General features: G+C 66.4%; 23 protein-coding genes. 14 read left to right on the forward strand and 9 right to left on the reverse strand.

What is annotated here, in order from left to right:
* Nucleotides 1-58 precede the first annotated feature (58 nt).
* From V3W46_RS14695 to V3W46_RS14740, 10 genes are all read left to right on the forward strand, one after another.
* Nucleotides 59-538, forward strand: a complete 480-nt coding sequence (locus V3W46_RS14695) for a MarR family winged helix-turn-helix transcriptional regulator (protein WP_331783879.1) — start codon at nt 59-61, stop codon at nt 536-538.
* Nucleotides 522-1,442 carry an ABC transporter permease gene (locus tag V3W46_RS14700; RefSeq protein WP_331783880.1) on the forward strand — a complete coding sequence of 307 codons (921 nt, stop codon included), beginning with the start codon at nt 522-524 and terminating at the stop codon, nt 1,440-1,442. Before V3W46_RS14695 ends, V3W46_RS14700 begins: the two co-directional genes overlap by 17 nt.
* 20 nt (nt 1,443-1,462) lie before the next feature.
* Nucleotides 1,463-2,251, forward strand: a complete 789-nt coding sequence (locus V3W46_RS14705; protein WP_331783881.1) for an ABC transporter ATP-binding protein — start codon at nt 1,463-1,465, stop codon at nt 2,249-2,251.
* Entirely contained in the window at nt 2,248-3,435 is a 1,188-nt protein-coding gene (locus V3W46_RS14710) for a M24 family metallopeptidase (protein ID WP_331783882.1), read from the forward strand. Before V3W46_RS14705 ends, V3W46_RS14710 begins: the two co-directional genes overlap by 4 nt.
* Complete coding sequence (locus V3W46_RS14715) at nt 3,432-4,502, forward strand: aminopeptidase P family N-terminal domain-containing protein (RefSeq protein WP_331783883.1); 1,071 nt, start codon at nt 3,432-3,434, stop codon at nt 4,500-4,502. Before V3W46_RS14710 ends, V3W46_RS14715 begins: the two co-directional genes overlap by 4 nt.
* A gap of 2 nt (nt 4,503-4,504) precedes the next feature.
* A complete protein-coding gene (locus tag V3W46_RS14720; protein ID WP_331783884.1) occupies nt 4,505-5,575 on the forward strand; it encodes an ornithine cyclodeaminase family protein in 1,071 nt (356 codons plus the stop codon).
* A complete protein-coding gene (locus tag V3W46_RS14725; protein WP_331783885.1) occupies nt 5,572-6,087 on the forward strand; it encodes a LeuD/DmdB family oxidoreductase small subunit in 516 nt (171 codons plus the stop codon). Before V3W46_RS14720 ends, V3W46_RS14725 begins: the two co-directional genes overlap by 4 nt.
* On the forward strand, nt 6,087-7,349 hold the full coding sequence (locus tag V3W46_RS14730; protein WP_331783886.1) for a 3-isopropylmalate dehydratase large subunit: 1,263 nt from the start codon (nt 6,087-6,089) through the stop codon (nt 7,347-7,349). Before V3W46_RS14725 ends, V3W46_RS14730 begins: the two co-directional genes overlap by 1 nt.
* A gap of 145 nt (nt 7,350-7,494) precedes the next feature.
* Nucleotides 7,495-8,676, forward strand: coding sequence for an aconitase family protein (locus V3W46_RS14735; RefSeq protein ID WP_331784101.1), 1,182 nt, complete (start codon nt 7,495-7,497; stop codon nt 8,674-8,676).
* Nucleotides 8,673-9,362 carry a LeuD/DmdB family oxidoreductase small subunit gene (locus tag V3W46_RS14740; protein ID WP_331783887.1) on the forward strand — a complete coding sequence of 230 codons (690 nt, stop codon included), beginning with the start codon at nt 8,673-8,675 and terminating at the stop codon, nt 9,360-9,362. Before V3W46_RS14735 ends, V3W46_RS14740 begins: the two co-directional genes overlap by 4 nt.
* A 230-nt stretch (nt 9,363-9,592) precedes the next feature.
* Here the strand turns inward: V3W46_RS14740 and V3W46_RS14745 are convergent, their stop codons facing one another.
* A complete protein-coding gene (locus V3W46_RS14745) occupies nt 9,593-9,919 on the reverse strand; it encodes a winged helix-turn-helix transcriptional regulator (RefSeq protein WP_331783888.1) in 327 nt (108 codons plus the stop codon).
* 75 nt (nt 9,920-9,994) lie between these two features.
* On the opposite strand from V3W46_RS14745, the gene V3W46_RS14750 reads away from it, so the two are divergent.
* Complete coding sequence (locus V3W46_RS14750; protein WP_331783889.1) at nt 9,995-10,660, forward strand: FMN-dependent NADH-azoreductase; 666 nt, start codon at nt 9,995-9,997, stop codon at nt 10,658-10,660.
* A 92-nt stretch (nt 10,661-10,752) separates the two neighbouring features.
* Here the strand turns inward: V3W46_RS14750 and V3W46_RS14755 are convergent, their stop codons facing one another.
* A complete protein-coding gene (locus V3W46_RS14755) occupies nt 10,753-11,385 on the reverse strand; it encodes a DUF998 domain-containing protein (protein ID WP_331783890.1) in 633 nt (210 codons plus the stop codon).
* A gap of 60 nt (nt 11,386-11,445) precedes the next feature.
* Here V3W46_RS14755 and V3W46_RS14760 point away from each other — a divergent pair, with 60 nt between their 5' ends.
* Nucleotides 11,446-12,093 carry a TetR/AcrR family transcriptional regulator gene (locus V3W46_RS14760; RefSeq protein ID WP_331783891.1) on the forward strand — a complete coding sequence of 216 codons (648 nt, stop codon included), beginning with the start codon at nt 11,446-11,448 and terminating at the stop codon, nt 12,091-12,093.
* On the opposite strand, the gene V3W46_RS14765 is transcribed toward V3W46_RS14760, so the two are convergent.
* The gene (locus V3W46_RS14765; RefSeq protein WP_331783892.1) at nt 12,075-12,737 is read right to left on the reverse strand and encodes a TetR/AcrR family transcriptional regulator; all 663 of its coding nucleotides are present in this window, start codon (nt 12,735-12,737) and stop codon (nt 12,075-12,077) included. The two genes, V3W46_RS14760 and V3W46_RS14765, sit on opposite strands and share 19 nt — an antisense overlap.
* A 143-nt stretch (nt 12,738-12,880) precedes the next feature.
* Here V3W46_RS14765 and V3W46_RS14770 point away from each other — a divergent pair, with 143 nt between their 5' ends.
* Nucleotides 12,881-14,380, forward strand: coding sequence for an MFS transporter (locus tag V3W46_RS14770; protein WP_331783893.1), 1,500 nt, complete (start codon nt 12,881-12,883; stop codon nt 14,378-14,380).
* A gap of 83 nt (nt 14,381-14,463) precedes the next feature.
* Here the strand turns inward: V3W46_RS14770 and V3W46_RS14775 are convergent, their stop codons facing one another.
* The 4 genes from V3W46_RS14775 to V3W46_RS14790 form a co-directional block, all read right to left on the reverse strand.
* Nucleotides 14,464-14,727, reverse strand: coding sequence for a hypothetical protein (locus tag V3W46_RS14775; RefSeq protein ID WP_331783894.1), 264 nt, complete (start codon nt 14,725-14,727; stop codon nt 14,464-14,466).
* 88 nt (nt 14,728-14,815) lie between these two features.
* Nucleotides 14,816-15,430, reverse strand: a complete 615-nt coding sequence (locus V3W46_RS14780) for a hypothetical protein (RefSeq protein WP_331783895.1) — start codon at nt 15,428-15,430, stop codon at nt 14,816-14,818.
* Between the two features lie 106 nt (nt 15,431-15,536).
* Nucleotides 15,537-16,199, reverse strand: coding sequence for a hypothetical protein (locus V3W46_RS14785; protein ID WP_331783896.1), 663 nt, complete (start codon nt 16,197-16,199; stop codon nt 15,537-15,539).
* A 97-nt stretch (nt 16,200-16,296) separates the two neighbouring features.
* Nucleotides 16,297-17,088, reverse strand: a complete 792-nt coding sequence (locus tag V3W46_RS14790) for an SDR family NAD(P)-dependent oxidoreductase (protein WP_331783897.1) — start codon at nt 17,086-17,088, stop codon at nt 16,297-16,299.
* An 81-nt stretch (nt 17,089-17,169) separates the two neighbouring features.
* Here V3W46_RS14790 and V3W46_RS14795 point away from each other — a divergent pair, with 81 nt between their 5' ends.
* Nucleotides 17,170-17,670: a MarR family winged helix-turn-helix transcriptional regulator gene (locus tag V3W46_RS14795; RefSeq protein ID WP_331783898.1), complete on the forward strand. Its 501-nt coding sequence runs from the start codon at nt 17,170-17,172 to the stop codon at nt 17,668-17,670.
* Nucleotides 17,671-17,924: 254 nt separating this feature from the next.
* Here the strand turns inward: V3W46_RS14795 and V3W46_RS14800 are convergent, their stop codons facing one another.
* On the reverse strand, nt 17,925-19,442 hold the full coding sequence (locus V3W46_RS14800; protein WP_331783899.1) for a putative Ig domain-containing protein: 1,518 nt from the start codon (nt 19,440-19,442) through the stop codon (nt 17,925-17,927).
* A gap of 114 nt (nt 19,443-19,556) precedes the next feature.
* On the reverse strand, nt 19,557-19,955 hold the full coding sequence (locus tag V3W46_RS14805) for a GlcG/HbpS family heme-binding protein (RefSeq protein WP_331783900.1): 399 nt from the start codon (nt 19,953-19,955) through the stop codon (nt 19,557-19,559).
* Between the last annotated feature and the right edge of the window lie 89 nt (nt 19,956-20,044).

Consider the following 20,044-nt stretch of genomic DNA (forward strand, 5'->3'; position numbering starts at 1 on the left):
AGTTAGGGTGCCTAATGTATCGTGTATCCAACTAGTAGGATACCGAAGGAGATGAATCATGACGAAACGAACATCAGCGGTTGTGTCCGTCGAGCCAGAGACGCTGGAGCTCATGCTCGGTGTGCCGGTTCGCCTCAATCGTCTCTTTGCGGCGACCCTCGGTGGTCTCGATCCGCGACTCACGTTTCGGCAGTACCGCACGCTTCAACGAGTTGCCAACGGCTACACATCGCTGAGCCAGCTCGCTGCCCGAGGCAGCCTCTCGCTGCCTACTGTCTCAGAGAACGTCGACGGTCTTGTAAAACGAGGCCTGATGACAACGGTGCAAAGTGCGGCAGATCGGCGGGCGATCATTCTGAGCGTGACCGACGAGGGTCGTGCTGCGGTTGGAGTGGCCGATGAAGCGCTGAGAGACATCGTTCAGCACGTCATGGCCGACATTCCGGCAGAAACCCTGCCGATCGTTGTCACGGCAATGCAGAGCATGTACCAGCGCGCCACCGTCTACTTCAACGAGAAGGGTGACGCAGACAGCTAGTCACCTCACGCCGCACATCGGCGCGGGGGAAACAGAACAAGCAAGCGAAAGGTGCACAAAGTTGTCCACAATTCAAGCGCTTCAGACAGAGGTGATCTTCGACCACGCCTCGGTGGCGCGCGCATCACGCCATCGATTTCTCCGGGGCTTCTGGCGGCGGGTCCTATCGGTGCTGGTGCTGCTGCTGGTCTGGCAGATAGTCTCGCTTTTCCTGAAGCCGACCGTCTTGCCCGGTCCGGTTGCCGTATTCGCGCAGATCGGCCAGAACCTCACCCTTCCGAACACCTATTACCAGATCGGTGTGACGATGCTGCGGGTGCTTGGGGGCATGGCCATCAGCATCACCTTCGGCATCATCATCGGGCTCATCATGGGGCTGTCCAAGCTGGGTGAAGATCTTCTCGACACATGGGTGCTCATCTTCTTCACCATCCCGGCCATCGTCTACGGCATTCTGTGCATCCTCTGGTTCGGACTCAACGACTTCGCGGCCATCATCGCTGTCGGAGTGGGGGCGACACCGGCGATCGCCATCAACATCTGGCAGGGCACGAAAGCAATAGACCACGACGTGATCCATATGGCCCAGGCATTCAGATTCTCTCGCCGTTCGATTCTGTTGCGAGTCGTCGTTCCTCAACTCGTTCCATTCATCCTGGCCGCGTTGCGCTATGCCCTCGGCATCTCATGGAAGATCGTGACGGTCGTCGAACTGCTCGGCCTCTCGAGTGGTGTCGGCTACACCCTGAGCTATTGGTTCGGCAACTTCAGCATGACGCAGGTGCTCGCCTGGACGCTGCTGTTCACGTCAGTGCTGCTCATCATCGAATTCGCGATCTTGAAACCGATCGAGAACCGGCTCACGCGGTGGCGCCCTGTTTCTCAGAGTCAGAAGGAGGAGTAGTCGTGACTCAGTCCTATCTCGTGCTCGACAATGTCAAGAAGTCGTATCCGCGCCCTGGACTCACTCCGCTGAATGTACTGGGCGGCCTCGACGTGGAAGTCGAGGAGGGGGCGCTGCTCTCGATCCTCGGTCCTTCGGGCTGCGGCAAGTCGACACTGTTGAACATCATCAACGGTCTCGATGACGCAACGTCGGGCACGGTCACTCTCGCAGGCAAGACGGTGACGACGAAAACGCGTTCCGACGTGAAGATCGGCGTCGTCTTCCAGCAACCACGCCTGCTCAACTGGCGTTCAGTTGCCGACAACGTGGCGCTGCCGTTACGCGAGCTCGGCCTTCCGCACGACGAGATCCAGTTCAGGGTGCATAAATACTTGGATCTCGTCGGGCTCAGCGAGTTCGCCGCCTATTACCCGCTTCAGCTCTCGGGTGGCATGCAACAGCGTGTATCCCTCGCCAGGGGACTGGCGATCGAACCCAACCTGCTTCTGGCAGACGAGCCCTTTTCTGCTCTCGACGAATTCTCGGCGAGAAAACTGAGGCAGGAGTTCGTTCGCATCTGGGATCAGACCGGAACGACCATCCTGTTCGTCACCCACAGCATTCGCGAAGCGGTGTTCCTATCGACCCGGATGCTCGTCATCACCGCTCGGCCGACGCACACGTACCTCGACCTCACGGTCGACGTGCCCCACCCGCGCAAGCCGGAGGATGACCGGCTGTTCGAACTCGAGAAGTCGGTGACTCACGATTTCATGCGCATGGAAGAGCAGGCAGAACAAGAGAAGGAGCGGGTGGGCGCACTATGAACAGCCTCTCGACCGAAAGTGCGACCCGCGTCGTGACGATTGACCCAGGAGATGCCGACAGAGTCGAGCGTTCGCTGCGTCAGGCGAAATTACGCACGGCGATGGCGGAACGCGCCCTCGATGCCCTGGTCGCCTACGCACCAGCCTGGCGGCGGGAGAACGTGCGTTACCTGACAGACACGTCGCTGGGGGGCGCGGCGACTCTTGCCGTGCTGCCTCTCGATGCAGAGGCGACCGCGTTCTCGACTCGTCGCGCAGATCTCATTCCCCTGCGTGAGCGCGATTGGGTGGTCTCCGGTCAGCTGATCTCCATTGCAAACCTCGACCCCGTGATCTCCGAGATCAGAGCGCTCGGTGCGCGGCGCATCGGTATCGGTCATCTCGAACTGCTTCCGACGGTTCTCTACCGGGCTCTTCTCTCCGGCCTCCCAGGTGTCGAACTTGTTTCTGCCACGAAGCTCTTCGACGAGGCTCGCATGGTCAAGAGCCCGTGGGAGCTCGCCAGAATGCGCAAAGCTGCGGCTGTTTCGGATGCGGCTTGGAAGAGCTTCGTAAACGCACTCGAGCCAGGCGTCACGGAGTACGACATCGTGGCCGAGGTCGAGAGCGAGATCAAACGGCTGGGCGCGGAAGACAACTTCATGTTGATCGCCTCGGGAAAAGATGAGGTGCTCGGCATGACTCCGCCGAGTCGGCGCATCCTCGAGCAGGGTGACCTGGTGCGAACCGAGTTGACCCCTCAGACAGACGGCTATTGGCTGCAGATCTGCCGATCTGCGACAGTGGGCCCTCCGTCGGCGGCGCAGCAGAAGTCGGCAGACCTGTTTCGCGAGGCTGCCGATGCGGGAATGGCGGTCGTGCGACCCGGAGTCACGGCTCACGAGGTCGCCGTCGCCGAGAACGATGTGTTCCGCAAATACGGGCTCGGCGACTATTGCACAGAGCAATGGACGAGGGTGCGTGGACACGGGCTCGGCCTGCATCTTGACGAATGGCCCGTCATCGAGGGCAATCACACCGTGCTGCCGGAGGGTGCGACGTTTATCATCCATCCCAACACCTTCACTCCCATTGCGGGCTATCACGTGTTCGGCGACCAGGTCGTCGTCACCGCGACCGGCTGCGAAGTGCTGGTCTCCACAGAGAGACGGCTCTTCTCGTCAGACGAAAGGAGTGGCAAATGAAGCGCGGGCTTGTCGTTCTCGACCCGGCGGAGATCGACGACACGGAGTGGACTGATCGAGTCGACGCGCTGCAGACGCAGCTCGGGTCTGTAGGAGTCGATGTCGCCCTGATCTACAACGATGTCTCGCGCGGCGACGACATCGGCTACCTGACGAACCTCGTCATCTACTGGAACGAGGGTGTGCTGGCCGTTCCTGCCAAAGGCCGGCCCACGCTCCTCACGAAACTGTCTCGACGGGTCTTCTCGTGGATGCAGAAGACGTCGGTACTCGAAGACCTTCGCAGTGGGCGCAGCTTCGGTGACCTGGTGGCGGGTTATGTGGCCGATTCGCCTGCCGGCACGATCGGCTTCGTCGATGCCGACCTGTGGCCCGCAGCCGTCAGGGAAGAGATCATCTCGGCCGTGCCCGGGTGGACGACGAGAGACCTCGGCCCGCTCGTTCGCAACGCTCGATCGTTGCCGTCGGAGGCCGAGGTGGATCTCCTGCGTGCGGGTGCCACCGTTCTGCGTCGCGCCCTCGACGATGCCACCGGTCCTGGCCTGAGTGCGGTGCAGAGGTTGTCGACGATCGATCTCGTCACGCGGCACGGGGGTTTCGCCGATGCGCTGGTTCGAGCTTCTGATGCTGACGGACACAGCACCATCGAGGTGGCAGGTGAGTACAGGCACGGTTGGTTGCTTGCAGGTCGAACCTTCGGCGAGGCGGGGTGGCTGACCGCTCTGAATTCCGCGCAGAAGGCGGCTCTTGACACTCTTCGTTCCGGTGTCTCCTGGCCCGGCGCTGAGGCGGCCGCGCTTCGGGCCCTCGACGAGGTTCCTGAGGGATCGGTGCGGAGCGTGCGCTGGATCAGCCAGGCCGACTTCGCGACCGGGGGAGAGCTGGTGGGGCCGTCGCCCACGCCCGCCACCGGGGAGGTGTTCGGCATCGTCGTCGAGGTGATCAGCCCGACAGACGTTCGCAGCGTACTCACCGACACGGTGCTGTTGACGGAGCGCGGCGTCGAGGAGCTGACCGGACCAGACTCTGAGTACGTCGATGGTGCTCGTGACGGAGACGAGCGGTGAGAGTGCTCTCGAACGCCGATGTCGAGCAGGTACTCGATCCGCAAGACGTGATCGATGCGCTCGAGGTGGCATACCGAGAGCTCGCGCTCGACCTGGGCGGTAACCAACCACGAAATCACACATACTTCCCGGTGGAAGACGACGACCATCCTGGTTTTCACTTTCGATTCAAGACCCAGGAGGGCGGCAACGTCTCTAGTGGCGTCTGGGCCACGCGCATCAACTCCGACATTGTCGGCGTCGAGACGATGGCCACAGGAGAGCAGCGTCGCCGGGTTCTTCCGCTGGCTCCTGGTGGGCGCTATGTCGGTCTGATCACCCTATTCAGCCTGAAGACGCTCGAGCCTCTGGCCATCATCCAAGACTCGGTGATACAGAAGTACCGGGTGGGCGCCTCCTCGGCACTGGCGATCAGGGAGCTGGCCAATCCGGGTGTCACTGTTGCCGGGATGTTCGGTGCGGGCTGGCAGGCAGCGGCGCATCTCGAGACCTTGCTTCTCGTGCGCCCCGAGATTGAAGAGATCCGCGTCTACAGTCCAACCAGGCAGCGCCGAGAAGAATTTGCCCGAACCTGGAGTGCGAAGACTGGTCGCCGAGTCATCGCGGTCGACGATCCCAGGGGCGCGGTCGAAGGCTGCAGAATTATCACCACAGCAACGGCCGCCATGGATCCTGTGTTCGACGGCGACTGGATCGAGCCTGGAACCCACGTCACGTGCATCACCAGCCCGGATGGCACCGCCATGAGGCGTGAGCTCGACGAGACCACCTTCGACAGGGCGGCGCGCATTGCAGTGCTCTCCCGCGAGCAGGTGCACCACGACAGGCAGGTCGACATTCTCGGGCCAGTCGAGAAGGGTCGCGTCTGTTGGGACGACATCAACGACCTCGGGCAGATCTTGATCGACCCGCACCCGGCACGAAAAGACAAAGAAGACATCACGGTCTTCGCGAACAACACGGGTATGGGCATCCAGTTCGCAGCGGTCGGATCGAAGATCTTCCGGCTCGCCGAGCAGAGAGACCTGGGGCATGTCATCCCCACCGACTGGTTCTTGGAGGACACAGAGTGAATACCGCATCAGACACCCGCCTCGGCGGCCGCAGCATCGTTTTCGGAGACGGCGTCAACACCGACGTCATCATTCCGGGGCGCTACCTCGTCAGCATCGATCCCGTCGAACTGGGCACGCATGCGTTCGAACCGCTGGGCGCCGAGGTGCAGGCCAAGCTCGCCGAGAGCCCGGTGGTGGTCGCCGGCAAGAACTTCGGATGCGGCAGCGCACGCGAGCAGGCAGCCACCTGCCTCATCGGAGTCGGAGTGAAGGCCGTGGTCGCGCGCTCGTACTCGCGCGTGTTCTTTCGAAACGCGATCAACACCGGTCTCGTCGCGGTCGAGTGCCCGTCGGCGGTCGACGCGATCAGAGAAGGCGACGAAGTCTGGGTCGACCATGCTGCGGGCACAGTCACAGTCGGAGAGTCGTCGTACCAGTTCGCGCCGTTCCCGCCGGTGCTGCGCGAGATTCTCGAGGCCGGCGGCCTTGTCGAGCACCTCATGAAGAACTTTGCGAAGGAGAAGAAATAATGGGCAAGACATTTGCTATCAAGGCGTTGGAGCGCGCATCGGGAATAGACGGTCTCGTCGCCGGCCAGATCGTCGACGCCTATCCGGATCTGTACATGAGTCACACCGCGACGTGGCGGTGCATCAAGACGCTCGAGCGCATGGGCGACCCCGACTTGTTCGATCCGAATCGGATCGCGATGGTAATGGACCACATCTCGCCGGCACAGACGTCGAAGATTGCCGGCGATCACCGGCTCTCGCGGGAATTCGCTGTCAGTCACGGCATCAAGAACTTTTTCGACGTCAACGCCGGCATCGCCCACGTGGTGCTCATGGAGCACGGGCTGGTGAAGCCCGGCAACCTCATCATCGGCACCGACTCGCACTCCACCATCTACGGTGCACTCGGCGCGCTCGGCACCGGTGTCGGTTTCAGCGAGATCACTGCCGCGTGGGTGACGGGAAAGCTCTGGATGAAGGTACCCGAATCGATGTACATCAACGTTACCGGGCCGCTGCCAGATGGCGTGTACCCGAAAGACGTCATGCTCAAGCTCATCGGCGATATCACGGCAGATGGGGCGACGTACTACTCCGTAGAGTTCCATGGCTCGTGGGTGGAGTCGCTCAGCACCTCCGAGAGAATGACCCTCTGTAATCTCGCGATGGAGATGGGAGCCAAGAACGCTGTCGTTCCGCCAGACGCTGAGACCGAGAGGTATCTGCTGGAACACGGTGTCGACCTCTCGACGGTGGAGCCGATTCTGCCTGACGCAGACGCCATCTATGAGCACCGCATCGATCTGGACGCGCGAACACTTGAACCCCAGATCGCCGTTCCCCACAACGTCGACAATGTCGTGCCGATCAGCCAGGTGGTCGGCACCAGACTCGACCAGGTGTTCATCGGCTCGTGTGCCAACGCCAAGTATGACGACTTGGCGATCGCAGCCAAGTATCTCAAGGGCCACACTGTCGCCCCGGGTGTGCGGCTGGTCGTCACCCCGGCGTCTGCAGACATCATGGCGAAGGCGGCAGCGGATGGCATCGTGACGACGCTGATCGAGGCCGGCGCGATGATCACGAACCCCGGGTGCGGGGCCTGTGCAGGCAGCGGGGGCGCGATGGCCGACGGCGAAGTGACTCTGTCGACAGCTAACCGCAACTTCCGCGGCCGGATGGGCAGCTACGAGTCGAGCATCTACCTCTCGAGTCCAGCAGTCGCGGCGGCATCGGCGATCAGTGGAGTGATCACCGACCCGACGCTGGTTCTCGCATGAATGCCACGGGCCCCGCTCAAGAACAGGCGATGAACGCCGGAAGGACGACGCCGTGAACCTCGTAGAGAAGATCCTTGCACGTGCGAGCGGACGAAAGTCTGTCGCACCGGGCGACGTCGTCGTCGCAGACGTCGATCGCCTGGTGATGCACGACCTCAGTAGCTATCTGACCTCCCGAGTGTACGAAGAGCGGATCGGAAAGCCGCTGCCCTATCCCGACCGTGTTGTCATCGTGTTCGACCATCTCTTCTCGCCGCCGACGGAACAGCAGGCGACGGTGCTGCACTCGAACCGGGCCTGGGCACATAAGCGCGGGGTGCAGCTCTTCGACTGCGGCAACGGCAACATCCACCACGTGCTCATGCGAAACGGGCTCGCCCAGCCGGGCACAGTCGTGGTCGGGTCTGACAGCCATACTCCCGTGCACGGTGCGGTCGGCGCGCTGGCAGTGGCGCTCGGCAACGACTCGCATGCGGGAACAGTCATGCCGTTCGGTAAGGCATGGTTCCGAGTGCCCGAGCTCGTTCAGATCGAGATCACGGGCGAGCCCCCACGCGGTACGAGCGCACGCGACGTCGCGCTCTGGCTCGTCAGCGAACTGGGTGAAGGCTCGCTGATCTACAAGGCTCTCGAGTTCACCGGGCCGTACATCAAGTCGCTCTCATTCTGGGACCGCTGGCTCTTCCCCCTGCTCTGCGTCGATCTCGGCGCCAAATGCGGTTACATCGAGCCCGACGACATCACTCGTGAATTCGTCGCCAACCTTCCGGACGCACGACTCGATCTGATGGTCAATGGGGATGGTGACCCGGTTGCCGATGTGCGCCGGTTCGACGTCAGCTCGCTGCCGCCGCAGGTCGCGTGTCCGCCGACGGTTGGCAACGTGCATCCTGTAGATGACATCACCGGCACGCCCCTGCTTTGGGCAGAGCTCGGCGGGCATGGCGGTGGCCGGCTCGAAGACATCGTCATCGCAGCAGACATCCTGCGCGGCCGCCACGTGCATGCGGGACTGAATTTCAACATCGTTCCCGGCAGCCGACAGGTGTTCGCCGAGGCTCTCGCGCTCGGGCTCGTCGCGGAGCTGCACGCCGCCGGTGCGACGTGGTTCCCTCCGAGTACTGGCTCCAATCAGACCGCCAACATGGGCGCGATGACAGCAGGCGAAGCAATGATCTCCACTCACGCCCGTAATTTTCCGGGCCGTAACGGCAGCCCGGAAGCGTCGATGTACTTGGCCTCTGCCGCGACTGTCGCAGCATCTGCGGTCGACGGTAAGATCGCCGACCCCCGTCGATTCGTCGGAGAAAGAGAGGTCTTCGCATGAGCGAGGCATTCACGACCCGGTTCGAGGGACGGTGCTGGAAGTTCGGTGACAACATTCCCACCGACGCCCTAGTCAAATCCAGGTACGTCTTCGACCCGATGGCCGAGATCGTCGCGCACGTTCTCGAGGATCAGAACCCGAGGTTCCCCGCAGAGGTTCAACCGGGCGACATCGTGGTGGCGGGCAAGCACTTCGGCCAGTCATCTGGCCGGGCGATCGCCACCAAGGCGCTCAAGGCTACGGGCATCGGCTGCGTCGTCGCAGAGACCTTCTCGCGCACGTTCTTTCGAAACTGCTTCGAAGTCGCGCTCCCTTCGCTCGAAGTCGAGGGGGTGAGCGATCTTGTCGAAGATGGCGACCACGTGATCGTCGACATCGCGCAAGGATACTTTCGCAACGAAACCAGAAGCATCGAGCGCCGGGCTGCCCCGGCGGCTCCCTTCCTGCTCAGGATGCTCGCGGTGGGAGGGCTCATCGCGCTGACGCAGAGCGACCCGAACTGGGCGGCCTCGACGGTCGAGCCTGATTCGCCGGTGACCTCATCCGGCAGTTGGGGTTGGCCGGATGCGGCGCATCAGAGAGTGGCTCCCGAGCAGCTTGCTTCGAATCTCGACGGCAAGGGTCTGCCAGTCGAAGATCTGCCTGGCGAGACGGGCACTGACATGTACACCACGGACCGCGAATGACGCGCGCGCGTCGGTCTGCGCGCTGTTCGAGCGCCCGACGAGCCGACCCCTCCAGGCTGATGGTCGCCCGTGGCGACGTTTCGTCGGTGCGAGCGACCGATGCACGGTTGGCCGCCCTGTTCTCCTGTGAGTCGACGCTCGATTGCGAGTTTCACCTCACGATCGCCCTCGTCGCAGCGCCCTGGGGTGGGGCAGTCCGCGGCCACGGCGCCCGCTGAACCCCCGGTAGGCTACTCGGCCGGCAGGTTCGACTGCGCCCAGACGCCGAGCTCGGAGAGCAGCGGAACGAGCTGCTCACCGCTCGCAGCGAGGCGGTAGACGACCGACACCGGGGGCCCGTCGTTCACGCGGCGTTCGACGAGGCCGAGCCGGGTGAGTTCGGCGAGGCGGTCGGAGAGCACGGCGTCGCTGATGCCGGTGACGGCGCGCCGAACGTCGGTGAACGACATCTCACCGGCCCCGAGGGTGCTGATGATCATGCCGACCCAGCGCTTGCCGAGCAGGGAGAACGCCAGGGTCACCGCGGCATCGCAGCGGTGGAGCGAGGTGTTCTCCATGTGACCACTCTACCTGCTAGGTTAAAGCTACGCGCTCTGAATTACAGAGTACATAGACGAAACGGAGCACTTCGGATGACCCTCTTCCGACTCGATGCAAGCATCATGCCGGCCTCTTCTGCCAGTTCGGCGCTCGGCGACATCGTCGAGAGCGAATGGCTCGCTGCGTCGCCGGGCGACACCATCGTGAGGCGTGACCTGACCGCCGACCCGATTCCTGCGACCGCATGGCAGGAGGCCGTCTCGGCGGGCTTCATCCCCGACGAGGGCCGTACCCCCGACCAGCATGCCGCCACCACGCTCGCCCGCACCCTGGCCGACGAGATGCTCACCGCCGACGCGCTGCTGTTCGACGTGCCGCTGTACAACTTCGGCGTCTCGCAGCATTTCAAGCTCTGGTTCGACCTCGCCTACACGGTGCCCGAGATCGGTGCGGGCGGCAGCTCTGCGCTGGCAGGGAAGCCCGCCGTGCTCAACACCACGCTCGGCGGCAACTACTCGCCCGGCACCCCGCGCGACGGCTGGGACCACTCGACCGACTGGCTTCGCCGCGTTCTCGCCGACGTGTGGCAGCTCGACCTGCACGTCGTGCAGCGTCCGTTCACCCTGGTCGGGGTGAACCCCGCCCTCGATTCGTTCGCCGACATGGCCGCAGAGCTGCGGCAGACCGCCGAGCAGCAGGCCCGCGACGCCGGCCGTGCCATCGCCGAGGCGTCGCGACTGGTCGGTGCCGCCCGCTGACCGTGCGCTGATCTGCGGGCGAGCATCCGCTGACCGCGATCGCCGCCGACCGATGGGCACCTGCGCCCCCGGTCGGCGGCGCGCGGCTCGGGTCAGCGCCGCGAGAGCAGCGGATGCGGCACCGCCCGGTAGGCGGCGACCGACGCCAGCGCCAGCCAGGCCCACCCCACGATGACCGCAACCCAGAGCAGCACCACGCCCGCCGTGCCCTGCGACAGCGCACCGCCCGCGATGAACGCCAGGATGATCACCACGCCGGCGACGACCGACCAGGCCGGCCGGCGGAACCACCGTGCCGCGATGAACGCCGCTACGCCCAGAGCGAGAAACCCGACGGCGCCGAACGCCAGGTGAAGCAGCCCCGGCACCGTCGCTGTGCCGCTGCCTGCCCGGTCGGGTGCGACGAACGCGCTGAGCACGAGGCCTGCGCCGTACACGGCGACGAGCACCGCCGCCGGCCTCGGCCAGCGCGGCGTGCGCCAGAGCCCTGTCGCCGCGACGATGGTCATCAGACCCGAGAGTACGAGGTTCGTCGCCTGCAGCCATCCCTTGTCGCCGAGCAGCAGGATGCTGAGTGCGTCGTGCCCGAAGTCGAATCCCGGCCGTGTGAGTGCGAGAATCACCCCGAAGACGAGGTAGAACGGCCCGGCGACCACGCCCCAGCCGAGCATGGAGCGCGTGACGGCCACGCTTCTGTCGAAACCCGTCTCGGCCGTCGTCGCCATGATGCTCTCCCTCATGCACTGGTGAGTGCACTTCTGCACTCACCAGTGCATAATGACATCATGACCGCCGCATCCGCAAGCACCGACCCGCGGGTCGACCCGCGCGTCGCCCGATCACGCGAGCTGATTCTCGACGCGGCGCTCGACCACTTTCTCAAGCATGGCTTTCTCGCGGCGACCGTCGACGCGATCGCCGTCGAGGCTGGAGTCGCCAAGCGCACGGTGTACAACCTGTTCGGCAGCAAAGACGACCTCTTTCGCGCCGTCATCGGCCGCGCCACCGCGACGGCAGAGAACTTCGTCGAGGCCCAGGTCGGCGCCGACACCAACCTGCGGCCGGTCGACGACGAGATCCGCGAATTCGCCGTCGCACACGCGGCGGCGGTGGTCACGCCGAGAGTCGTCGCTACGCGCCGCCTGCTCATCGCCGAGGCGCACCGCTTTCCTGAGCTCGCGACCGAGTATTTCGAGCGCGTTCCGCGCGCCGTCATCGAGGCGGTGGCCGAGCGCCTGCAGCACTACGCCCGGTCGGGCGACCTCGCACTGCCCGACGCCCTCGCCGCCGCCGAGCATTTCGCGTACCTGGTGCTCGGGGCGGCCCTCGACCACGCTCTGTTCGACCCCACCTCGATCGATGCCCGAGCGAGAGATGCAGCGGCGCTGGCCGGCGCCGACGTGTTTCTGCGGGCCTACCGCGCGGGCGGCTGAGCGGGCGGCTGAGCGGGCGGCGTCGACGTGAGCAGGGCGCGAAAGACCTGGTCGAGCGGCTCTGTCAGGTCGTCGGAGCCGGCCGACGACACGGGTTCGACCGCGGCCGACGTGCGCAGCATCACGACGCCGAGCATCGTCGCGATGGCGAGCTGGGCGCGCAGCAGAATCGGGGCGGTGGCGGGGTCGTCGGCGTTCCAGCCCGCGGCAGCAGCCAGCCGCTGGGCGAAATGCTCCATAGTGCGGCGGCGGATGCGGTCGGCATTCTCGTCGCCCGACGAGCGCAGCAACAACAGTAACTGCAGGGGGTCGTCGCCGTCGGGGGCGTTCACGACGTGGGCGATCAACCGGCCGATGACGTCGTCGATGTCGGATGCCCGGGCCGGGGTCTGGGTGTCGAGCTCGTCAGAGGTGCGCAGCATGCACGCCTCGAACAGACCCTCCTTCGACACGAAGTAGCGGTTGATCAGTGCGACATTGACGTTCGCGTCAGAAGCGATCTGGCGCACGGTGGTGGCGCGGTAGCCGTCGGTCGCGAATCGCCGGCGGGCGGCGCGAATCAGGGCGCGCCTCGTCGCCGCCGCGTCTCTGCCTGAGCGGATCAGTTCGAGATCAGCGTCGGCCGTGGTCTCAGAGAGTGTCATCGTCGACCCTTGTGTCTCGTTGCCCATAGCTCACTTCCTCCGGGCACCGCAGCGTGCTCGGCGCGTGTAAACCCGTGTTGACATCGTTGCACGGTTCGGGCAGAATCTACAAGTCAGCGTCTGCTTACATCACGAGGAGAACCATGTCTGCAACCGCGCAGAGCCCCACCACGGGCTCCGTATCGACCCGCATCGGCGAGGCCGAGAGGGCGCCGCGCTCGCGCGGCACCGCGATCATCCTGTTCCTCTCGCTCGGTGGCCTGTCGTTCGCTGTTCTGCAGTCGCTGGTCGCGCCGGCGCTGAGCACCATCGGCAACGACCTGGGTGTCACGACGAGCGATGCCAGCTGGGTGCTGACCGCATACCTGCTGTCGGCGTCGGTGCTCACCCCGATTCTCGGCCGCCTCGGCGACATGGTCGGCAAGCGCAAGATCATGATCATCGTGCTCTCGTTGCTGCTGGTCGGCACGGTGCTCGCGGCCCTCGCCCCGAACCTGGGTGTGCTGATCGTGGCGCGCATCCTGCAGGGTGCCGCCGGCGCGGTGATGCCGCTGTCGATCGGCATCGTGCGCGACGAGCTGCCGCGTGACCGCGTCAGCGTCACCATCGGTCTGCTGTCGGCGATCTTCGGCATCGGTGCCGGTGTCGGCATCGTGGCTGCCGGCCCCATCGTCGAGGCGTTGTCGTGGCACTGGCTGTTCTGGCTGCCCGCCATTCTCGTGGTGATCGCCCTGCTCGGTGCGATCTTCGGCATTCCGGAATCACCCGTGCGCACGCCTGGCCGCCTCGACGTGGTGGGTACGGGCATCCTCTCGATCGGTCTGGTCGCGCTGCTGCTGGCCATCAGCGAGGGCGAGAAGTGGGGCTGGGGCGACGGCAAGACGATCGGTCTGATCGTGCTCGGCGCGGTCGCGCTCATCGTGTTCGTCTTGGTCGAACTGCGCGTCAGAGAGCCACTCATCGATGTGCGCCTGTTCAAGCACCGCGGTGTGTGGACCGCGCACGTGGTCGCCCTGGCCTTCGGTTTCGCGATGTTCGGCACGTTCATCCTGGTGCCCACCCTGCTGCAGCTGCCCACCGTTCTCGGCTACGGGTTCGGCAAGAGCGTGAGCGAGGCCGGCCTCTACCTGCTGCCGACGGTCGTCGCGATGGTCATCGCCGGTGTCGTGGCGGGTATTCTGATCCGCCGCATCGGCCCGAAGATTCCGATGATCATCGGTGGCATCTCGGTGACGGTCGCGTTTCTCATCCCCGCGCTCGGGCACAACGAGAGCTGGCAGATTCTGCTTTCGGGTGTGCTGACCGGTATCGGTATCGGCATGGCGCTCGCCGCCTGCTCGAACGCCATCGTCGAGGCCGTGCCAGCCAAACAGACCGGCGAGGCGATCAGCGCGAACACGGTCATCCGTACCGTCGGCAGCAGCATCGGAACCGCGGTCATCGCGGCGCTCATCTCGTCGAACGTGTCGGCCCAGGGCGCGCCGCTCGACCAGGCGTTCACGATCGGCTTCTGGGTGTCGGCCGGAGTCGGCGTTCTGGCGATCATCGCCGCCCTGGTCGCACCGGGCGTGCGGGCTCGCCGCCGTGAGGCCGCCGAGGCCGGGGTCGACGACTTCGAGGAGCTCGCGACAGAAGCCCGCTGAGGCACCACGCGGGCGCGCAGGCGTCGGCGGTGCACCGGGCCGGGCAGCGCCGGCCCGGTGCCGCCGCGCGAGACGGTGCCCGGTCAGCGGCCGCCGGTCGTGTCTGCCGCGGTGATGCCGTTCTGGTCGGGCACGGCGACCGCCGGGGCCGGTGCGCCGGCGTTCTGGGCAGTCTCGACCTCATCGACCTTCTCGACGTCGAGGGTGTCGGTCTCGTCGTGGCCGTAGGCGGTGCGGCTGGGCGGGTTCGCCGCCTGGTCGACGGTCAGCAGGCCGTCTGGGTCGCGGGCGTCGTGCTCGCCGGTCAGGCGTTCACCGATGCTCGACTTGTCGCTGTCAGTGGGCATGTGCTTCTCCGTTCGGGTGGGGTCGGTCGACGGATGATCGGCCGGGCCTGCTTCGATTCTGCATGGTTGTCGGGGTCGGGTCGCACAGTCAGCGCCCGATGCTCTCGGGGCGCACACCCGCTCGCCGCAGTTCGGCCACGGCCAGTTCGCGGATGACGGCCGGGTTGCTCCGGCGCCATTCGGCCACCGGGTTCGACGCCACCCGCAGCAGCGCGGCGGGCTCGGCAGTGAGCATCGTTCTGAGTGCCAGCAGTTCGTGGCCCGCGGGGGTGCCGGCGAGCATCCGCGTCTCGGCGGCTTCGCGCACGAACGCCACCCGCCGCCGCAACCACAGCCACGCCACCAGGGCGATGGGCACCGCCGCCACCAGCACGCCTGTGACCACGGCGATGCTGCCCACGAGCGACTGCGCGTTCTCGCCGGTGGCCTGCAGCATCGACCCGGCACTGCTCGCCACGACGAACGGCGCGCTCGCCGACGGCCCGATCAGCGGAATGCCGCCCAGGTTGCGCGCCGCGTCGGTCATCGTGCTCTGAAAGCCGGCACCTGAGCTGGCCAGACTCCCGCCGATTCTGGCGAGGCCGAGCAGAACCCCGGCAACGGTGGCACCGGCCCACACCGAGAGAGCCACGACGGCGACGGCAACCACATCAGAGACGGCCTGAAGGGTTCGGCCTGTGCGGTAGTGCGAATACATCTGCATCACCCCACTATGCGGCCGCCGGGCCGGGGCCGCACGGGGTTGCGTTCGCGGTGTCGGCCACCGCCGCGACGACGGGCGTTCACCTGCGCGTGTGGTCGGAGCGACGTCAGCGCGTCGGGGTGCGGTTGCCCGCCTTCGTACGGCGTGTAAGAACGAGACCCGCACCGGCGAGGCCGAAGAACGCGGCCACTGCAGCTGCGCCGGTGACACCGAGCCCGGTGTCGGCCAGCTCGCTCTTCGACGCGGCCGCCACGGCGGTCGGCGTCGGAGTGGGGGTGGGTGTGGTGACGACGACAGGCGCCACGGGCGTCGCCGCGAGAATGAATTCGACAGGAGCCGACGGGGGTGAGAGCAGTGAAACGATCGTGCCGTCGGCGCCGATGTCGGCCAGCACTGCCGTGACGGTGTAGTCGTCGGGTTGTGCTGAGAGGGTGACTGTCCACGTGCCGTCGGTGCCGACGACGATCGGGTCGGCAGGGTCGGCTGGCGGTGTCTGGGCCGCACGGGCGTTCGCGGCAGCCTGCAGTGCCGCGGTCGGTACCGCGACGACGATGACGTTCGTGCCCGGAGTTCCGGTACCGGTGAACGTCACCTGGTCTCCGTACACCGTCGACCCGGCGACCGGAGCCGTGATGACCGGGGCGGGCAGGTTCTGGTCGGGAAGGGTGAACGATCGTTTCACCGTGTTGAGGTCAGCGCCGTTCAGCGTTCCCGTGACGGTCACCGACTGTGCGGCATCCGCGTCGGCGCCGTAGGTGTAGGTGATCACGAAGGCGTTCAGGTCGCCGACGGCGCGAGGGTCGTTGTGTCAGCGAATGCCGGTGTCGCAGCGAGGAGGAAGGGGTCTGTGGTGGCCGCCGACGGACTCAGAGCAGCGCAGTGAGCACGCCGCCGTCGGCGCGCAGAGCGGCTCCGTTCGTCGCCGAGGCGCGGGGGCTCGAGAGGTAGAGCACGAGGTCGGCGATCTCGCGCGGCTCGATGAAACGCTCGAGCAGCGAGGTGCGGTTGGCGCCGGCGAGCGTGGCCTTGAGCTCGGCCGCGGGCATCCCCTGGGCCGTCGCCAGCTGGTCGACCACCTGCGCGACCCCGTCGGAGTACGTCGGCCCGCCCAGCACCGTGTTCACGGTCACGGCCGTACCACGGGTGAGCTTCGCCAGGCCGTTGCCCACGCCCAGCATCGCGGCCTTCGTCATGCCGTAGTGCACCATGTCGGCCGGAACGTTCACCCCCGACTCGCTGCCGATGAAGACGATGCGGCCGCGGTCTCGCGCGAGCATGCCCGGCAGCACGTGCCGCGACACGCGCACTCCGCTCAAGACATTGACGTCGAAGTAGCGGTGCCAGTCGTCGTCGGTGACGTCGCCGAACGGGGCCAGACCGAACAGGCCGACGTTGTTCACTGCGATGTCGACGTCGCCGAGCGACTCGAGCAGACGGTCGACCTCGTCGGGCCGCGCGAAGTCTGCCGCGATGCCCGCGACCTGCGCGCCGGGCACTGCCGCCCGCAGCCCGAGCACCGCTGCCTGCACCGAGCGTTCGTGCCGCCCGTTGATGACGACCGACACACCCTCACCCAGCAGGGCGCGCGCGATGGCGTAGCCGATGCCCTGCGTCGAGCCGCTCACGAAGGCGCGCTGGCCGCCCAACTCGAGATCCATGGTTCTCCATTCACTTGCTCAGGAAAGTCAAAACTAGCACGATAACTTGCCCAGGCAAGTCATTCCGGGTAGTCTGCCGGCATGCCAGAGACCCCTCTCACTGCGGCCCTCGCGGGCGACGACCTCGAGACCTGGGCGACGCTGGCCACCGTGCTCGAGTGGCTGCCCGCGGCCCTCGATGCGCAGCTGCAGCGCGACGCGGGGCTGACGCACTTCGAGTACGGCATCCTGTTCGCGCTGGCCGACGCTCCGGATGCCACACTGCGCATGAGCGTTCTCGCGGGGTATGCCAACAGTTCGCTCTCGCGGCTCTCGCGCGCCGTCGCCCGGCTCGAGACGCGCGGATGGGTGACGCGGCAACCCGATCCGGCCGACGGTCGCTACACGCTGGCCAGCCTCACCGGCGACGGGCGAACAGGGTTCGAGCAGGCCACCCCGGGGCATGTCGAGACGGTGCACCGGCTCGTGCTCGACCCGCTCACCCGGGCGCAGGCGAGGCAGCTGCGCGAGATCGGCCGGCGCATCCAGAAGGCCGTGCGCGACGACGACGGCTGGCGGGCCCGGCAAAGCACGAGCGGGTAGAGTGTGCCGCCCCCTGGTGCCTGCGGCGGGCAATGCCGGGATAGTCGACGACGAGACCGCTGCGGTCGCAGGTGAGCGTAGTCGACACGCCGACCGCCGTTCTGCTCTGCAAAGAGCACCTCGAACCCGGTGCGGCTGCCCACGTGCATCCAGCCGGCGCCAGACGGGAGGGCGAGCAGGCTCACTGTCTCGTCACCGCCGTCGGGCAGAGCGGCGATCGACGACCCGCGGGGGAGTCGGCGCCGAAGGTCGACTCAGTCACGGCGCGTGTGGCGGGCCCGGGAGCGCACCTGCAGCGAGACGGCGAGGGCGATCGCTCCGGCGAGCAGGATTCCGCCGGCTGCGACGAGCGGGCCGACCGCAGAGACACCGGTCGAAGCCAGCGCGGCAGGAGCGGTCGTGGCCGGGGGCGTCGTGACGGCGACGGCGCCCGAACCGGCTGGCGGCGTCGGGGTCACGGTCGCGGCGGCCGGGTCGACCTCGAGCTGCCAGGCGGTCGACGCGTCGTTGCCGTCGGCCGACTCGGCGCTGACCGTGTAGGTGGTCGCCGGCAGTACCTCGGTGGGCGTGCCCGACACGACTCCGGTCGCCGGGTCGAGGGTCAGGTCGTCGGGCAGCGCGGGGCTGATCGCGTACGAGACGCTCAGGTCGAATCCGGCTGTGGCGAAGACGGCGTTCACGGGCTGGTCGACATCGACCGTGGTCAGCGCAGCCGACGTCGTGATTGTCGACGCCGAGAGCATCACGGGCTTGTCGCCCGGGGCGTTGCCTGCCGCGTAGACGACGTCGCCAGACGACGCGACGGCCAGACCCTGCACGTCGCCGGTACCGACCCGCACGGTGCCGAGCAGGCTGAGGCTCGCCGGGTCGACCACGTCGACTCCGCCGCCGACCGTGCCGACGTAGGCCGTGTCGGGATCGGCCGGTGAATATGCCGCCGCGACGGGCGCCGCCGAGGTGCTGAACGCTCCGAGCAGAGTGGGGGCTGCGCCCGTCAGGTCGACGACGTACGCCTTCTGTTCGGCCTGTGCGGTCACGATCGCCTGGCTGCCCGACGTCGTCACGGCGACGGCCGAGGCATCCGCCGACGAATCGGTGGAGAGCTGCAGCTCGGCGAGCGGTTCGAACGCCGGGCCGGCACCGAACACGTAGAGCGACGTGCCGGCATCACTCGACCCGGTCACCACCACTCCGCCGCCGGGCAGTGCGGCCGCGGCATCGACCGAGGTCGGTGTCGTGCTGAACGGCTGCTCGAACGTGATCGGGCTGACGGTGTTGCCGCCCAGGTCGAAGCGCAGCAGTTCGTCACCGCCTGTCGACACCACGAAGTCGGGGTCGGTGGTCGCCACGATCGAGTGCAGTAGCCTGCCCGGCGCCAGCTCGGTGAACCGGGGGTCGGTTCCATCGGCCGCGGTCTGGTTGAAGAAGTAGCGATCGCCGATATGGTTTCCGATGTACACGGTCGAGCCGTCGGGTGAGGTGGTCACCGACGTCGGGTCGAAGGTCAGCGGAGCGCACGTCGAGCAGCTCGAGTTCGACACCGCGAGCGTGTCGGTGTCGAGCATCCACAGGTCATTGCCACCCGCCTGCACGGTATAGAGCGTCTGGCCGTCGGGCGAGAGCGCCAGGGCAGAGGTACCGCCGGGCAGGGCGGAGAATGTCTCGACGACCCGTGGCAACGGGGCAGTCGCGGCGCCGGCCGCGGGGGCGGCGGCGAAGACCAGGAGGGCGCCGCAGACGAGGGCGGGCAGGGCGAGGAGACGTGTGCGCATCGGTGCGACCTTCTGTCGTGAGCCGGATGGTGCGCGGCGCTCGCAGCGCCGCACAACGATTGTCGCCCGCACGCGCTCTGGCGGGCAACAGACCTAGGTCTATGCCGCCGTGGGCTACAGGGCGGCGACCCCGGCCTGGGCCACCGCGCGGTCGTCTTCGACGGTGCTGCCACTCACGCCGATGGCACCGACGATGCTGTCGTCGACCGTCAGCGGAATGCCGCCGGGAAAGCTGATCAGCCCGCCATTCGAGACTTCGATGTTGTAGAGCGACCCGCCGGGCTGTGACAGGGTGCCGATGTCGCCGCTCTCCATGTCGAAGAAGCGGGCGGTGCGTGCCTTCTTGACCGAGATGTCGATGCTGCCGAGCCACGCGTCGTCCATGCGCACGAACGCCTTCAGGTTGCCGCCGGCGTCGACGACGGCGATGTTCATGCGGGTTCCGTTGGCGACGGCGGCGGCTCGCGCGGCCTCGACGACGGTCTGGGCCTGTTCCAGGGTGATGTCGGTCATCTGCTTCTCCTCCTCGAGTGGACACTGGCGACGCTAGCACCGTTCGCGGGCCAGCAGACCACCGGTTCCGCGTTCCGCGCAGGGTGCCA

The organism is Subtercola sp. YIM 133946, from assembly GCF_036553535.1.
GTDB lineage: Bacteria > Actinomycetota > Actinomycetes > Actinomycetales > Microbacteriaceae > Subtercola.

What these genes read in the sequence shown, in the direction of transcription:
- V3W46_RS14770 (WP_331783893.1), top strand. Translation starts at nt 12,881, where the DNA reads ATGTCTGCAACCGCGCAGAGCCCCACCACGGGCTCCGTATCGACCCGC.
- V3W46_RS14755 (WP_331783890.1), bottom strand. Translation starts at nt 11,385, where the DNA reads ATGGCGACGACGGCCGAGACGGGTTTCGACAGAAGCGTGGCCGTCACG.
- V3W46_RS14765 (WP_331783892.1), bottom strand. Translation starts at nt 12,737, where the DNA reads ATGACACTCTCTGAGACCACGGCCGACGCTGATCTCGAACTGATCCGC.
- V3W46_RS14805 (WP_331783900.1), bottom strand. Translation starts at nt 19,955, where the DNA reads ATGACCGACATCACCCTGGAACAGGCCCAGACCGTCGTCGAGGCCGCG.
- V3W46_RS14790 (WP_331783897.1), bottom strand. Translation starts at nt 17,088, where the DNA reads ATGGATCTCGAGTTGGGCGGCCAGCGCGCCTTCGTGAGCGGCTCGACG.
- V3W46_RS14740 (WP_331783887.1), top strand. Translation starts at nt 8,673, where the DNA reads ATGAGCGAGGCATTCACGACCCGGTTCGAGGGACGGTGCTGGAAGTTC.
- V3W46_RS14710 (WP_331783882.1), top strand. Translation starts at nt 2,248, where the DNA reads ATGAACAGCCTCTCGACCGAAAGTGCGACCCGCGTCGTGACGATTGAC.
- V3W46_RS14745 (WP_331783888.1), bottom strand. Translation starts at nt 9,919, where the DNA reads ATGGAGAACACCTCGCTCCACCGCTGCGATGCCGCGGTGACCCTGGCG.
- V3W46_RS14715 (WP_331783883.1), top strand. Translation starts at nt 3,432, where the DNA reads ATGAAGCGCGGGCTTGTCGTTCTCGACCCGGCGGAGATCGACGACACG.
- V3W46_RS14695 (WP_331783879.1), top strand. Translation starts at nt 59, where the DNA reads ATGACGAAACGAACATCAGCGGTTGTGTCCGTCGAGCCAGAGACGCTG.
- V3W46_RS14795 (WP_331783898.1), top strand. Translation starts at nt 17,170, where the DNA reads ATGCCAGAGACCCCTCTCACTGCGGCCCTCGCGGGCGACGACCTCGAG.
- V3W46_RS14775 (WP_331783894.1), bottom strand. Translation starts at nt 14,727, where the DNA reads ATGCCCACTGACAGCGACAAGTCGAGCATCGGTGAACGCCTGACCGGC.
- V3W46_RS14735 (WP_331784101.1), top strand. Translation starts at nt 7,495, where the DNA reads ATGCACGACCTCAGTAGCTATCTGACCTCCCGAGTGTACGAAGAGCGG.
- V3W46_RS14750 (WP_331783889.1), top strand. Translation starts at nt 9,995, where the DNA reads ATGACCCTCTTCCGACTCGATGCAAGCATCATGCCGGCCTCTTCTGCC.
- V3W46_RS14760 (WP_331783891.1), top strand. Translation starts at nt 11,446, where the DNA reads ATGACCGCCGCATCCGCAAGCACCGACCCGCGGGTCGACCCGCGCGTC.
- V3W46_RS14800 (WP_331783899.1), bottom strand. Translation starts at nt 19,442, where the DNA reads ATGCGCACACGTCTCCTCGCCCTGCCCGCCCTCGTCTGCGGCGCCCTC.
- V3W46_RS14730 (WP_331783886.1), top strand. Translation starts at nt 6,087, where the DNA reads ATGGGCAAGACATTTGCTATCAAGGCGTTGGAGCGCGCATCGGGAATA.
- V3W46_RS14780 (WP_331783895.1), bottom strand. Translation starts at nt 15,430, where the DNA reads ATGCAGATGTATTCGCACTACCGCACAGGCCGAACCCTTCAGGCCGTC.